At 63.0% G+C, this 14358-nt stretch carries 10 protein-coding genes and 1 pseudogene; 3 read left to right on the forward strand and 8 right to left on the reverse strand.

Features of this window, described 5'->3' with window-relative positions; genetic code table 11:
• The coding region (gene glgP / locus LKK40_RS09080; RefSeq protein ID WP_304310333.1) for a glycogen/starch/alpha-glucan family phosphorylase at positions 1-1973 on the reverse strand (1973 nt) is incomplete at its 3' end.
• Positions 1974-2447: 474 nt separating this feature from the next.
• On the opposite strand from glgP, the gene LKK40_RS09085 reads away from it, so the two are divergent.
• On the forward strand, positions 2448-2918 hold the full coding sequence (locus LKK40_RS09085; protein ID WP_304310334.1) for a sterol carrier family protein: 471 nt from the start codon (positions 2448-2450) through the stop codon (positions 2916-2918).
• Between the two features lie 185 nt (positions 2919-3103).
• On the opposite strand, the gene LKK40_RS09090 is transcribed toward LKK40_RS09085, so the two are convergent.
• From LKK40_RS09090 to LKK40_RS09110, 5 genes and pseudogenes are all read right to left on the reverse strand, one after another.
• Positions 3104-3925 carry an amino acid ABC transporter permease gene (locus tag LKK40_RS09090; RefSeq protein ID WP_304310335.1) on the reverse strand — a complete coding sequence of 274 codons (822 nt, stop codon included), beginning with the start codon at positions 3923-3925 and terminating at the stop codon, positions 3104-3106.
• A complete protein-coding gene (locus LKK40_RS09095; protein WP_273193726.1) occupies positions 3916-4596 on the reverse strand; it encodes an amino acid ABC transporter permease in 681 nt (226 codons plus the stop codon). The genes LKK40_RS09090 and LKK40_RS09095 overlap by 10 nt, the downstream gene beginning before the upstream one ends.
• 334 nt (positions 4597-4930) lie before the next feature.
• The gene (locus tag LKK40_RS09100) at positions 4931-5938 is read right to left on the reverse strand and encodes a glutamate ABC transporter substrate-binding protein (protein WP_304310336.1); all 1008 of its coding nucleotides are present in this window, start codon (positions 5936-5938) and stop codon (positions 4931-4933) included.
• 300 nt (positions 5939-6238) lie between these two features.
• Positions 6239-6994: a hypothetical protein gene (locus tag LKK40_RS09105; RefSeq protein WP_304310337.1), complete on the reverse strand. Its 756-nt coding sequence runs from the start codon at positions 6992-6994 to the stop codon at positions 6239-6241.
• A gap of 518 nt (positions 6995-7512) precedes the next feature.
• Positions 7513-7881 (reverse strand): annotated as a pseudogene (locus LKK40_RS09110) (DUF3073 domain-containing protein); the annotation flags it as partial.
• A 156-nt stretch (positions 7882-8037) separates the two neighbouring features.
• Here LKK40_RS09110 and trpS point away from each other — a divergent pair.
• A complete protein-coding gene (gene trpS / locus LKK40_RS09115) occupies positions 8038-9129 on the forward strand; it encodes a tryptophan--tRNA ligase (protein ID WP_152581491.1) in 1092 nt (363 codons plus the stop codon).
• Positions 9130-9294: 165 nt separating this feature from the next.
• Here the strand turns inward: trpS and LKK40_RS09120 are convergent, their stop codons facing one another.
• The gene (locus LKK40_RS09120) at positions 9295-10755 is read right to left on the reverse strand and encodes a GuaB1 family IMP dehydrogenase-related protein (RefSeq protein ID WP_304310338.1); all 1461 of its coding nucleotides are present in this window, start codon (positions 10753-10755) and stop codon (positions 9295-9297) included.
• Positions 10756-10955: 200 nt separating this feature from the next.
• Between LKK40_RS09120 and LKK40_RS09125 the strand changes: the two genes are divergently transcribed.
• Positions 10956-11987, forward strand: a complete 1032-nt coding sequence (locus LKK40_RS09125; RefSeq protein WP_304310339.1) for a glycosyltransferase — start codon at positions 10956-10958, stop codon at positions 11985-11987.
• Between the two features lie 139 nt (positions 11988-12126).
• Here the strand turns inward: LKK40_RS09125 and LKK40_RS09130 are convergent, their stop codons facing one another.
• Positions 12127-14331, reverse strand: a complete 2205-nt coding sequence (locus LKK40_RS09130; protein ID WP_304310340.1) for a DUF6541 family protein — start codon at positions 14329-14331, stop codon at positions 12127-12129.
• Between the last annotated feature and the right edge of the window lie 27 nt (positions 14332-14358).

Consider the following 14358-nt stretch of genomic DNA (forward strand, 5'->3'; position numbering starts at 1 on the left):
TCCTTGCCGGCCTGCGAGATCTGCTCGTCGAGGTCGGTCGCGGGGATGAGGTGCTGCGCGAGGCGGATGTTGTAGTTCCAGGGGTAGTACACGGCCAGCTTGCCCTTGACGTCCGGGTCGTTGTTGACGACGCGGGCCACATTGTTGATGAGCTGGATGGTGAGCTTGGCCATCTTGTAGCCGGGAGCGGCCTTGGCGCCGAACACGACGGTGCGCGGCAGGATGTCGTCCGCGCTGACCTTGCCGCTCTTGATGTCGGCGTACTGCGAGATGACGGAGAGGATCTTCAGGCTCTGGCGCTTGTACTCGTGCAGGCGCTTGATCATGGAGTTGACCATGGTGTTGGGGTCGATGTCGAAGTCGTACTCGCGCTTGGCGTAGTTGGAGAACGCGACCTTGTTGGCCTGCTTGACGGCGGCGAACTTCTTCACGAACTCGTCGTCCTTCGCCAGCGGCACCAGCCCTTCGAGCATGTCCAGATCGCTCAGCCAGCGGTCGGTTCCCAGGCCTTCGGTGATCAGCGCGGACAGGCGCGGGTTGGCGATCCTGATGAAGCGCCTCGGGGTCACGCCGTTGGTCACGTTGGTGAACTTGTCGCCGTAGACGTCCGAGAAGTCGCGCAACGTGACGTCCTTGAGCAGCTGCGAGTGCAGCGCGGCCACGCCGTTGACGTGCGAGCCGCCATAGGTGGCGAGGTAGGCCATGTGCACCTGCGGGTCTTCGCCGTCGGTGACGATGCGCATGCGGTCGATCTTGGCGCTGTCGTTCGTCTTGGTGCCCAGCTCGGCGACGAACTGCTCGTTGATCTTGTTGATGATCTCAAGATGACGCGGCAGCAGCTCGCCGATCAGCTTCGCCGACCAGACCTCAAGGGCCTCCGGCAGCAGCGTGTGGCAGGTGTAGTTGAAGGACTTGTTGGTAATGGACCACGCGGTATCCCAGTCGTAGCCGTACTCGTCGATGAGCACGCGCATGAGCTCGGGGATGCCGATGACCGGGTGCGTGTCGTTGAGCTGGAAGCAGATCTTGCTCGGGAAGGTAGTGAGGTCGGGGTTCTCCTCGCCGGGGTAGAAGACGCGAATCGCGTCCTGAATCGAGGCAGCGACGAAGAAGTACTGCTGCTCAAGGCGCAGCGCCTTGCCCTGCGGGGTGGAATCCTCCGGGTAGAGGATCTTCGAGATGTTCTCGGCGGCGACCTGCGGCTTGACGGCGTCCATATACTCGGACTTGTTGAAGGCCAGCAAGTCGAACTCGTCATAGGACTTCGCGCTCCACAACCGAAGCGTGTTCACGCGGCCCGACGCATAGCCCGGCACCATATAGTCGACCGGCACTGCGCGCACCGACCACGCCGGCTTCCACACCTTCTTGCCGTCTTCTTCCACGACGCTGCCGCCGTAGTTGACGCGCTGCGAGCGGTTGTAGTCGATATGGCCCCACGGCTCCTCGTTGGCCAGCCAGTAGTCCGGACGCTCGACCTGAGCGCCCTGCTCGTCGAACTCCTGCTTGAAGATGCCGTAGCGGTACTGGATGCCGTAGCCGAAAGCGGGCACGCCCTTGGAGGCGAGCGAGTCGATGTAGCACGCGGCGAGCCGGCCCAGGCCGCCGTTGCCCAGTCCCGGCTCGTATTCCGAGTCGATGACATCCTGCACGTCGAAGCCAAGCTCCTTGACCGCATCATAGAACTGATCGCTCAGGCCGGCGTTGAGCAGCGCGTTGAGCAGCTGCTTGCCCATGAGGAACTCGGCGCTGAAGTAGCCGACAGCCTTCGTGCTGCCAGCGACCATGTCATGCTGCGTGCTCGCCCACGAATCCACGAGGTGCTTGCGCACTGCGGTCGCGGTGGCGACGTACACATCGGCCGGCGTCGCCTGCTCGGCGGTCACGCCCTGCGTATACTTGAGTTCCTTGCGAATTTCGTCGGCGAATTCGCCCGGCGTGGTCGGTGACATGGGTGCGGTGTGTTCGGTCATTACCTGACTCCCTTTGACGGATTGTTCTCCATGAAACATTATGCCCGATTATGCCCGAGCCGAACGACGCCACATTAACTTTTGCACTGCTGCCCATTCGCCGTCACGACTCGTTATTGCATACGTTTCCAGCGCTGAGCTTAGCACGACCGCTGAAACACCAGGTATCGGGAGTCTTAATATTTGGCGGCGCGGGTGCCATGCGCGGCATGGGCACTATGCCCGACGTACGCGACGTACGTGGCAGCGGATTCGGGCAACGTGCGCCGCCACCTGCTCAGCGTACGTTTTCCTACACGTTCACGACGTTCGTATTGGATAACGTACGATAACCGCTTCTCAGCGTACGTTATCCAATACGGAGCATGGGAGCGTGCATAAGAACGTACGCTGAGGCGGCATATGACGCCCAATCCGCACGGATTGCACCATCACGTCCGACTCCACGTCCAATGCGCTGGCACAATGGAGGCTATGGCAGCGATACGTGAACAGGATCTGGCGGCAGGCAAGGCCGCATTGCACCAATGGGCGCAGGCGGCGCAAACCGCGTTGGAGTCGCAAGGACTGCCGTCTCCAACCGTTCCAGCCGAAAGCCCGGCAACACAGACCGACGCGGCGGTGCGCCTGTCCGTTTCTTCCGACCTCCCGCGCCCAATCTGGGCACTGGCCGTGCGCTACTCCATGTTCCTGCTCGAACGCAGGGCACCCGGGCCAGGCGTCGAGGTGCGTGTGGCCCCGTGGGCTGCCGTCAAGATTCTCGATGGCCCGGCTTCGGACCCGCACAATCTCACGCCGCCCGATGTCATCGAACTCGACCCGGACGTATGGCTGCGTCTGGCCTGCGGCATCACCACATGGGATGAGGAGAAAACCGCCGGCCACATCAGTGCCGTCGGCGAGCGCGATGACCTCAGCCCTCTGCTGCCGCTGGTAGTTGCGTAACGCGCCACTTTTGCGTGCCACCGGCCCCGTTACTCGTACTAGCGTCACTGTCCTAGTACTGTCGTCACGCAAACGGCCGTGTTTGCGTGACGACAGTACTACCAATCGGCGTTCCTAGTAGCAGCGTCACGCAAAATCACCTGTTTGCGTGACGTCACTACTAGAACCAATGATGTCCCCAACCCTCACGCCGCAAGGATCTTGACGTCGGAGCGGCTCGAAAGCCAGCGGGCGAAGCGGGAGATGGCGTAGTTGACGAGGATGTAGATGAGGGCGACCACGAGGTAGACCGGCAGCATGCTGGTGGAGTTGGCGACGATGACCTTCGCGTTCTGCATCATCTCGGGGTAGGTGACGACGTAGCCGAAGGTGGTGTCCTTGACCACGACGACCAGCTGCGTGACCATCGTCGGCACAATGATGCGGAACATCTGCGGCAGAATGACCGAGCTGTACACCTGCCAGCGGCCCAAGCCCAGCGATTCCGCGGCTTCTCGCTGCCCGGCCGGCACGGCCTGCACACCGGCGCGATACACTTCAGCCAGCACGGCGGAGGCGTAGAACGACACCGGGATGACCACCATCCAATAGGTGCTCATATGGATGCCGAACTGCGAGGGCACGAGGAAGAAGAAGTAGATAAACAGCAGCGTCGGCGTGCCGCGCACGAATTCGATCACCGCCGTGGCGAGCCAGCGGACCGGCGCGATTCCCGAGATGCGGCCGAACATGAGCACCAGGCCGCCGACGAGCGCGATGACCCCTGCGCTCAGCGACGCCCGAATCGTGCCGATGAAACCGGCACCGAGGAACTTCCAGGTGTTGACGCTGGCGAACAGATCCCAATATTGCGGGTCGAACTGGCCGTTGGCGTCCAGTCGCATGAGGAGCCAGACGACGAGCGCCGCGAACACCAGCGAAGTGGCGATGGTGCCGATGAGGATGCGTCGGCGGGCGTGCGGACCTGCGGCTTCGAACAGCGCGGCTTCGGTGGGTGTCATCGCCATATCACGGCCCTCTTTTCGATGATGCGGCCTATCGCGCCGATGACCAGCCCCGTGGCCACGTAGAACAGCGCGGCGACCACGAAGGTTGGTATGCCCAGCGCTTCTTTGGTGTTGATCTGCGAAACCAGCCCGGTCAGCTCGTCATGGGCGATTGGCACGAGCGCGCCAGTCGAGGAGCTGATGATCACTGAGATGAACAGCGTGACCATCGGCTGCACGACGGTGCTCAGCGCCTGCGGCAGCACGATGGAGCGCGTGATGCCGCCAAACGACAGCCCTAGCGAGCGCGCGGCCTCAATCTGCCCGGGGTCCACGGCGTTGATGCCCGAGCGCAGGTTGTCGCAGCCGAACGCGGAGGACACCAGCACGAGCGCAGCGATGACGCTTGGCTCATAGTCCAGCGTGAGACCGACCTCCGGCAGGCCGTACACGATGAACAGCAGCAGGCACAGCACCGGAATATTGCGGAAAATTTCGACATAGCCCGAAATCGCCGTCCGCAGCGGCGGAATCGGGCTGATGCGCGCCATCGTCAGCAGGATGGCGAGCAGCAGCCCAATAATGAACGAGATGACGCCGATGCGCAGCGTCACCCCGTAGCTCATCACATAGTCATGGCCGAAGCGCCCGGCCAGATAGGACATGGTACCCCATAGCGAATCCTGATGCATACGCCACCGCCTTGGGCTTGTAGTCGGTTAATCGGTTATTGCCGTTATTGCCTGACGTGATCGGTCGCCTGATCGCTGCGGCTTTCAGCGACCGGTCATGTGAGCATCAAGGGCCGTTCGGCAGCTAGCTGGCGTATCTGAAACATCTCATGCATCAGATACGCCGACTTTATCAGCCACCGAACGACCCTCATTCGGATGTGCCTGGCGGCTGCTCGGCTTTCGCCCCGCCTGGCTTGAGATTGCTTTCGTTTGCTAACGCTGCGCCTTGCAAGTACTCACTTAGTCAACGCTTACTTGGCAGGCGCTCAGCAGGCACTCACTCAGCAGACGCCTACTTGATGTTCAGCGAGCCGATGGTCGGCACTTTCGGCACCGTGGTGACGCCGGTGCGGTCGCCGATGGTGGCCTTCCACAGCTTCGCCCACGTGCCGTCGGCGACGATCTTCTTCAGCCATGCGTTCACGAACGGCTTGGCGTCAGAGCCCTTCGGCAGACCGATGCCGTAGGGATCCGGAGTACCGAAGCCACTGCCGACGACCTTGAGCGCCTTGGGTTCCTTGGCCACATCGCCCAGCACGAGCGACTGATCGACCACATAAGCGTCGATGCGGCCCTGCTTGATGGCCTGCACCAGCTGCGAATCGTCCTGGAACTCCTGCACGGTGGCCTTCGGCGCGGCCTTCTTGACGACCTGCGGGCCAGTCGAGCCGGCCTGCACGCCGACCTTCTTGCCGTCGAGATCCTTGACGGACTTGATGCTGGTATTCGTGGACTTGACCAGAATGCCTTGGCGCGAAACGTAATACGGGCCGGCGAAATCGATCTTCTGCATGCGCGCAGGGGTGATCGAATACGTGGCGAACACGGAATCCACCGTGCCGTTCTGCAACACGGCCTCGCGCGTGGAGGAGGTGACTACGCTGACGTCGGTCTTCGCGTCGCCGATGATGTAGCGGGCCAGCAGCTGCGACAGGCCGGCATCGAAGCCGCGCACCTTGTTGTCGTCCGGGCTTTGCAGCGAGAACAGCGCCGAGGTCTTGGTACCGCCTACCTTGAGCACGCCGGCCTTCTTGACCGCCGAGGCCCAGGTGCTGGCATCGACCGTGGAGCTGTCGGCCACGGAGCCTGCAGCGATGATCTTGTCGTAGGCCGCAGTATCCAACGGCTTGCCGACGGCGCTGTTCGAGCCATTCGATCCAGACGCGCTGCTCGACGATGAGCTGGTGGAACCCTGCGAGCCGCATCCGGCCAGCGCGAGGCCCAAGGCCGCGATTGCTGCGGCAGCGGACACCGCCAGTTTGCGATGCGTGGTGGTAACACGGTTCTTCAGAACGTTCATATGCTTCTTCCCTGTCTGATACATGTCTTGCGTATCTCTGTTCGGCTGGCACCGTCGGCCACCGGCCATCCCTGATCGGCTGGCCCGTAACGTCAAGCGCCCGGCCATACGATACCGTCCACAGATGATGGTCCATGCGCGGCATCGGCTCAGGTCAGTATAAAGTACCTTTGTTGCCGTTGACGCCGCAGCGGCCACATTGCGCTATCGGCATTCGTTATAATCGCTTATCACAGCACGCCGCGGCAAGCTCGCGACGGATTGCGGCTGTATTGCGGTGCTACGACGTTCGGGGCGGATTCAGGCCGATTCGCGGCGCCCGATGACGATGACGCGGCGCTCATACCGGTCATTCACCAAGGCGTACGGCGTGCGCTCCCCGCTGTCGAATAGCGAGGCGGCAATCAGCCGATTGGCCTGCGCGGGCTCATGCTCGATGCGCTGCACCTGCACGCCGTCAACCTTGGAATCCTTGTACGGGTCGAATACGCGCACGGCGGCGGCACCATCAGGCAGCGCGCCGAAACCGGTGACCAGCACATAATGCCCGTTCATCCGGTTCGACCAGACCCGCGCCACGCCGACTGCGCCGGGGCTGACATTATGCGCAGCCTCATCAATGTGCTGAATGCTGGTGCGCTGAACAGCAGCGTCGGAAGCGTTCTCACCATTGCGCTGCGCACGAGTCGGCTGATTCGCATCGATGCCGTCCAGCCCCGACGCGATTGCCCGGCGCAACGGAGTATCCAATCTGCCCGATTCGTCAGTTTCACCCGCCAGCGCATCCTCGCCGTGCAGCAGCCGTGCCCTAATGGGGAACTGGCCGGATTCGCCATACATGTTGAAAGTGCTGACCAGGCTGAGCATGGCGTCCGGCGAGGTGCCATCGCCGCCAAAACTGCCGTCAGAGCCGTACATATCCAGCGAGGCGCGGAAAACCGACCACAGCACATCAGGGCGTATCTCGTCACGATCGAACAGATAGCGCAGCGCATTCACCATAGTCGCCGGCGCGCAGGTGTAGTCGGTCGACTGATACACCAGCTCATTCTTCATGTGCTTAGGCCTTTCCGGTTCCGACTCTGCCCCTTTTGTGACGCTGAATGCAGATTACCGTCACGAAAGGGGCATTCTTTACAGCGCTCTGCCCCTTTCGTGCCTCATATCACGATTTAGCGTCACGAAAGGGGCACAGGCCGTTGCATGGAGTTCGAGTCGCGCCTATTAAGCTACTTGGCCTTGGTCGCGGCGGCCGACCGACTCGCGGACGCGCCCGCTGCCTTCGCAGTCTTGCCGGTCTGGCCATCCGACTTGCGTGCCGTGCCACTTGAGGGCTTCGCGGCTTTCGCAGCTTTCACAGCCTTTGGCGTCTTGCTCGCAGACCCCGTGTTTGCAGACCCAGCGCCCACAGCCTTACTTGCAACCTTGGCGTCACCAGTTTTGCTGGCCTTGCCCGACTCGTCGGCAGCACTGGCACTTGCGTCGCGCGGCTCGGCACCAGCACCGTCCGCGACCTTCTGCGGCACGCCCGTCTTGTGCGCCGCTCCGGTCTTGTGCAATGCGCCGTTCTTCGACAGCGCACTCGGCACCGGCATCGGAATGCGATGCGGCTTCGGCTTGGCGGCCGGCGTCACCGGCAACTCGTCGCTGGTTGCCTTCGCGGCGGCTTCGGCGGCCCACTTGGCGTACTCGTCAAGATCGTCGTCAACGGGCGACTGTGACTCAGGCTTGCTCTCGACCGCACCAGCGCGATCGCCACCACGAGTCGACGTCGAATCATCGGCGTACACCGTTCCGGCATTAGCGAAAGAATCAGCTACGTCAGAGCCCTGCTCCTGAACGCGCAGCTCCTTGGCGAGTTCGTCGTAGTTGGTATCAGTTGTCAAGTACTTGAGCTTACGGGCTATTTTCTGCTGCTTGGCTTTCTGACGTCCGCGGCCCATCTGACCCCCTGAAATTTACTGTTGCGTTCGATTCATCACATAAGAGAGTACCACCAGTTGCGCCGCACCGGCTTGTCTGCTCGGACTTTTACGATAAAAGCGATATTTTCGAACGGTTTCCACACGCTTTTCGGCGGGTGCGGCAAAGGACATGGCATGAGCGACGACCAGCAGATGACTGCAGCGGGCAATGAGATGAGCGCGAGCTTCCTAGCGGCGAAGCGGCTTTCCGAGCAGACCAAGGCGCAGCTCGACGCGAATCCGGGCCGTTTCACGATGCTCACTGGCGACCGGCCGACCGGCCGACTGCACCTGGGCCACTACTTCGGCTCGATTCAGGAGCGTGTCGCCATGCAGAACAAGGGCGTGCACTCCAACATCATCATCGCCGACTATCAGGTGATCACCGACCGCGACACGACCGAGCATATCGAGGACAATGTGCTCAACCTCGTGCTCGACTATCTTGCGGCGGGCATCGACCCGACCAAGACCATGATCTACACGCATTCCGCGGTGCCGGCCGAAAACCAGCTGATGCTGCCGTTCCTGTCGCTGGTGACCGAGGCCGAACTGCACCGCAACCCCACCGTGAAGTCCGAGATGGAGGCCTCCGGCCACGCGCTGACCGGACTGCTGCTGACCTACCCCGTGCATCAGGCGTGCGACATCCTCTTCTGCAAGGCCAACGTCGTGCCGATCGGCAAGGACAACCTGCCGCATGTGGAGATCACGCGCACCATCGCGCGGCGTTTCAACGAGCGTTACGCGCCCAAGCACCCCGTGTTCCCCGAGCCTTCGGCGATTCTGTCCGAGGCGCCCGAGATTCCGGGTTTGGACGGCCGCAAGATGAGCAAATCCTACGGCAATTCGATCATGCTGGGTGCCACCGCGCAGGAGACGACGAAGCTCATCAAGAAGAGCCCGACTGACTCTGAGCGCCGCATCACCTTCGACCCCATCGCCCGCCCCCAGGTCTCCGCGCTGCTGACGACCGCCGGATTAGTGACCGACCGCGACCCGAAGGATATCGCCGAGGAGATTGGCGACGCGGGTGCCGGCGCGCTGAAGCAGTACGTCATCGACTCGGTGAACGAGTTCCTTGCCCCGCACCGCGAGCGCCGCGCCGAGCTCGCCAAGGATATGGATTCGATCCGCGACATCCTGCACGACGGCAACAACCGCGCCAACGCCATCGCCGAGCAGACCCTCGATGAGGTGCGCGCCGCGATGGGCATGAAGTACTGAGCGGGCATTCGCAGGCTCGGTACTGATGCCGAGCCTGCTGCACCGAGCCCGCTAGCACCGAGCCTAAGCGTACGTTTTTCTGATTGCTCACGAAGGCTGTGTTGGAAAACGTACGCTGACAGCGACTCAGCGTACGTTTTCCAACACGGCCCTATCCAAGGTGCACTACGCCCGCCACCCTTGCGGCAGCGGGCGGCCTTCCTGATAGCCTGCGGCGGACTGGACGCCGACGACGGCGCGTTCGGCGAATTCCCTGAGATTGCGTGCACCCGCGTAGGTGCATGAGGAGCGCACGCCTGAGGTGATTTCGTCGATGAGATCCTCGACGCCGGGGCGCTGCGGATCCAAGTACATCTTCGAGGAGGAGATGCCCTCCTGGTAGAGCGCCTTGCGCGCGCGGTCGAAGGAATCAACGCCTGCGGTGCGAGCCGCGACGGCGCGGGCCGAGGCCATGCCGAAGCTTTCCTTGTAGCGCCGGCCTTCGCCGTCCACTTGGAGCGTGCCCGGCGATTCCAAGGTGCCGGCGAACCACGAGCCGACCATGACCTGGCTGGCCCCTGCGGCGATGGCCAACGCGACATCGCGCGGATGGCGCACGCCGCCGTCGGCCCAGACGGATTTGCCAAGTTTGCGCGCCGCTTCGGCGCATTCGAGCACGGCCGAAAACTGCGGGCGGCCCACGGCGGTCTGCATGCGCGTGGTGCACATGGCTCCCGGCCCTACGCCCACCTTGATAATGTCGGCTCCGGCCTCGATCAGGTCCTCGACGCCCGCCGCCGTAACGATGTTTCCGGCCACGATCGGCACCTTCGGGTCGAGCGTGCGCACGCGATGCAGCGCCGCGATCATTTTTTCTTGGTGGCCATGAGCCGTGTCGACCACAAGAGTATCGACCCCGGCCTCAAGCAGCGCCTGCGCACGCGACTCGATATCGCCGTTGATGCCGATGGCGGCGCCGATGCGGAACCGACCTTGCGCATCGAGCGCAGGGCGGTAGATGCTCGAACGCACGATGCCCTTGGCCGTGAGCACACCCACGAGCAGCCCGGCGTCATCGACAACCGGCACGAAGGAGCGGCGATGATAGGTGAGCTGACCGTACACCTCGCGCAGGTGCTCGCCGCCGCCCTCGACATCGGAGAGCTTGACGACCTGCGGCTCGGGCGTCATCACCGTGCCGGCTTGCGCGTAGCGGTCCACGCCTTCGCAGTCCTTCGTGGAGACGATGCCGACCGGCTTGCCACTCTCGACCACCACGGCGGCGCCATGCGTGCGTCGCGGAATCAGCGAGATCACCGCGGCCACCGGGTCGTCGCGGTGCACGGTGATGGCCGTATCCACAATCGGATGCGCGGCCTTGACCCGGCCTGCCACCTTCGCCACGACATCGGTGGGGATATCCTGCGGGATGATGGCCATGCCACCGCGCCGCGCCACGGTTTCCGCCATGCGTCGGCCCGATACGGCGGTCATATTCGCCACCACAATCGGCACTGTGGTGCCAGTGCCGTCGTCCGAAGACAGATCGACATCGAAGCGCGAAGTCACGTCCGAGCGCGACGGCACCAAGAACACATCGTCATAGGTCAGGTCATGAGTGGGCTCTTGCCCGGGAAGAAAGCGCATGATTCCCAGTCTACGCGACGACGGTGAAATCGGCTCGGAAGCCGGAGGCCGAATTCAGCATGGTTTGCGATGGGCGGCAGACTGCAGTCTGTTTACTGGACTACTGGACGAATTCGTGCGCTTCCCGATACCAAACGCATGAATCTGTCCAGTGCCACTTGCCGAGCCGCGCTTAGCCACTGGCGTTTATACTGGAACGCATGAGTCTTACCGTCACCGCCATCGTCGTGTCCTACAACCGCGCGGGTCTGCTGCAGGAGTGCCTCGACGCGCTGACCTCGCAGACCCGGCAGCCGGATCGCGTCATCGTCATCGACAATGCCAGCACCGATGGCGCGGCTGATGTGGCGAAGCGGCACCCCTTGCAGCCCGAAGTCACCGTACTCGATCACAATGTGGGCGGCGCTGGCGGATTCTGCGCCGGAATCGCCCGCGCACTGGCCGACGCTGCCACCGACCCTGCCATACTGGACGCCGCAAACCATCCTGACGACAACCGCAGCCAACAGGCGAACCACTACGTCTGGCTTATGGACGATGACACCATCCCCACCCCCACGGCCTTGGAGCAGCTGCTCGCCGCCGCTGGCGAGGCCCGCGAGCGCAATGGCGTCTGGCCGGCCGTCCTGGGTTCGAAAGCGCTGTGGACCGATGGCCGCGAGCATCTGATGAACAAGCCGCGCCCGCGCACCTGGCGCGCGCTGGGCGCTGCGAAGCTGCAGCAATCGGCCGAAGCCTTCCAAGTGCGTTCGCTCTCATTCGTCTCCTGCCTTATCAACGCGCGCATGATCGAATCCACCCGCGCGCTGCCCCGCGCCGCGTATTTCCTGTGGAACGACGACTACGAATACACCACGAAGCTGCTCCGCCGCGCGACCGGCTACTACGTGCCCGCGAGCGAAGTCATACACAAGACGAAGGTCTTCGGTTCCAGCGACGCCGACCCGGGCGAGCGCTTCTTCTTCGAAGTGCGCAACAAACTGTGGATCCTGCGATTCTCACGCGGCAACTTCACCGCAGCCGAATACACCGAGCTGCTGCTCAAAACCCTGCGCCGCTGGGTGCTGACCTACTGGCGCTCGCCGGACCGCGCGGTCATCCTCGACTGCCTCAAGCGCGGCCTGCGCGAAGGCCTTGGGCAGCGCCCCGCAGCCAACGCGGAACTGCTGGCCGGCAACCCAGAAATCGTCGCCGCCATCGATGATATAGAAATCAGTGCTGTGGAATCCTAGTACAAACGTCACGCAAATAGGGTCATTTGCGTGACGACAGTCCGACTAGCTGACGGCTCTAGTACCAATATCACGCTAATGGGGCATTTTGCGTGACAACACTACTAGAGGGCCGCTTGCCTGCCCCTCACACCACCGGCTACGGCCGACTGCCCATCCCGCAGCCGGTGATCCAGTACAGAGTCGCGCGACCCTGATGGTCGACGGGCTGCATGACTCCTGCGACCGGGCGCATGCCGGCGAATATCGCGTGCTGCGGGTCGCCGGGCGCGTACGAGCCGCCCATATCCAAGTACCAGTGCAGATTGTTGCGCTGGATGATCTCGCAGACTTGCGGATCGGTTTTCATATTGCCCAAATGCAGTGCGAGATAGGCATGATCGTAATCCCACAGCATGTTGAGATGCGCATAATATGGCGTGCGCCGACCTATGGCGAGCATGAATCCGCTGCCATTCCACGGGTCGGAAATCACCCCTTCGCCCTCCCCCACATGCGAGCCCAGGCGCCCGAGCAGCAGATACTCGTCGCGCGAAAGCATCGGATCATCCGAGCCGTTCGCGGCGAAGGCGTAGGTCCGGCCGACTGCCCGCTGCATGCCGTCGGCCTGCGGATTGGCGACGCAGGCCAGCAGTCCTATAATAGCGGCCACCGCCAGCGCGCAGGAACGCAGCACAAGCGACGGCTGCCGACCTGACTGCCCGCGCCGAGCCAGCGCCGATGACGCCATATCGAGCAGCCAGAGCAGCGACCAGCATATGAGCGGCAACGCAGCGATAGGCCAAGCCGCGAAGAGCCGGCGCTGATCCTTGTACCACAGCGCGGTCACCACCTTCGCCCAATCGGCATGGGTCCCCGCGCAGCTGATGAATACGAAGCCCAGCAGCGCGAAGGACGCCACCATAATGAGGCTTTCCTGCGTATGCGCCAGCAGCGCGACCACGACGGCAGCGATCAGCAGCACGGCAATCGGCCAGAACACGGCCATGCGCTGATCCGTCGAGTCGATGGGGACACCCAGCGCAAAACGCTTGATTGCCGACGGGATATCTTCGGTCGGCAAGGCCGGACCGCCGTTGAGATGGCCGGAGATGGGCCGCGAATTGGTGCGCAGATACATATTCACGAAGATCTTGAAGCCTACGGCCAGCACAGCGACCACCGCGAGCACGCCAGCGCCCAAGGCAATCCGGAAGGCCTTGGCATTGGCGCGCCGCAATGCGCCGACCGCCTGCACCAGCCACACGAGCAGCAGTGGCAACGCCAGCAATATCACGGTCAGCGTGACGCGGAAATGGCAGAACGACACCGCGATCACGCCCACGGCGACCCAGCCGAGGCCGTCCAGCGCCGTTGCCTTGCCCGCCTTCCAGTCGTGACGGCACCACCGCCACAGCAGCGCCAGCAGCACCGGCGCGACCACTTGGGCGGCGAACATCGAATACAGCGTGCCCCAATCCAGCAGAAGGAACGGGAATCCGGCGCTGACGGCCGACAAAGCCGGTGCCAGGAAGTCGGAGATGACACGGCGGCCGCAAATAACACGGACGAGATACAGTATCGAAATCGGCCAGATAAGCGCCGCGAATACCAACCAGGCGGCGGTGATGGCCGTGGTCGCGCTGGCTCCGGGAACCGCGCTGCCACCCAGCGCTGCGAACTGCTGGAAGGCTATCGGGTAGACTTCGCGAATCGGCGGCAGCGCGTGCAGCGACGAGGCCTGGCCGGTGAGCATGATGCGGGCGACCACATTGTCGTGAAACACCGAATCATAGTTCTGCGTGACCTGCTCCGGGGAAGGCACGGCGCGCATCAACCGCAACGTCACGGTGAGCGCCGCCAACGCAACGCCCGCGCATGCGGGAAGCCAGAAACGGCATAAGCGCAGGACCTCGCGGCAGCATTGCGCAAAAGTCTGCGGAGTCGGGCGCTTCGAAGCCGGACGAACGGAATCCGCCTGAAGCGTGTCGGTCGCTGCGCCGGATTGCGCGGAATCTGCGGAATCTATGGAGCCTGCGGACGACGCGCGATTCGCGGTCTCAGCATGCCGCAGCCCGCGCTGCATCAGCCGCATTGCCTCACGACGGCCAGCTATGGAAAGCACGACAACCAGCACCAGCGCGCAGGACATGAGGTAGCTCCACCACTCCCACCTCATCCCAAGCGGATAAGCGATGACGCCGCCCACGCCCGCGATGGCGAGCGAGACCACGGGTGCCAGCGCGGCAAGCTCTACGGTTCCGCGCCGCCCGGCGGCGGCAGCGATCAGCGTGCCCGGCACATAGATCGCGAGTATGACGGCCACGACCAAGGGCACAGCCTGCTGCCATGTGGACAGTTCCATATGCGTTATGCCTCGTTTCCGTCTTGT

Origin of the sequence: Bifidobacterium tibiigranuli, from assembly GCF_022655035.1 — a bacterium.
Lineage (GTDB): Bacteria > Actinomycetota > Actinomycetes > Actinomycetales > Bifidobacteriaceae > Bifidobacterium > Bifidobacterium tibiigranuli_A.

Bases quoted from the DNA above. Each gene is read 5' to 3' on its own strand.
- trpS (WP_152581491.1), top strand. From the start codon at position 8,038: ATGAGCGACGACCAGCAGATGACTGCAGCGGGCAATGAGATGAGCGCG.
- LKK40_RS09090 (WP_304310335.1), bottom strand. From the start codon at position 3,925: ATGGCGATGACACCCACCGAAGCCGCGCTGTTCGAAGCCGCAGGTCCG.
- LKK40_RS09100 (WP_304310336.1), bottom strand. From the start codon at position 5,938: ATGAACGTTCTGAAGAACCGTGTTACCACCACGCATCGCAAACTGGCG.
- LKK40_RS09085 (WP_304310334.1), top strand. From the start codon at position 2,448: ATGGCAGCGATACGTGAACAGGATCTGGCGGCAGGCAAGGCCGCATTG.
- LKK40_RS09095 (WP_273193726.1), bottom strand. From the start codon at position 4,596: ATGCATCAGGATTCGCTATGGGGTACCATGTCCTATCTGGCCGGGCGC.
- LKK40_RS09130 (WP_304310340.1), bottom strand. From the start codon at position 14,331: ATGGAACTGTCCACATGGCAGCAGGCTGTGCCCTTGGTCGTGGCCGTC.
- LKK40_RS09125 (WP_304310339.1), top strand. From the start codon at position 10,956: ATGAGTCTTACCGTCACCGCCATCGTCGTGTCCTACAACCGCGCGGGT.
- LKK40_RS09105 (WP_304310337.1), bottom strand. From the start codon at position 6,994: ATGAAGAATGAGCTGGTGTATCAGTCGACCGACTACACCTGCGCGCCG.
- LKK40_RS09120 (WP_304310338.1), bottom strand. From the start codon at position 10,755: ATGCGCTTTCTTCCCGGGCAAGAGCCCACTCATGACCTGACCTATGAC.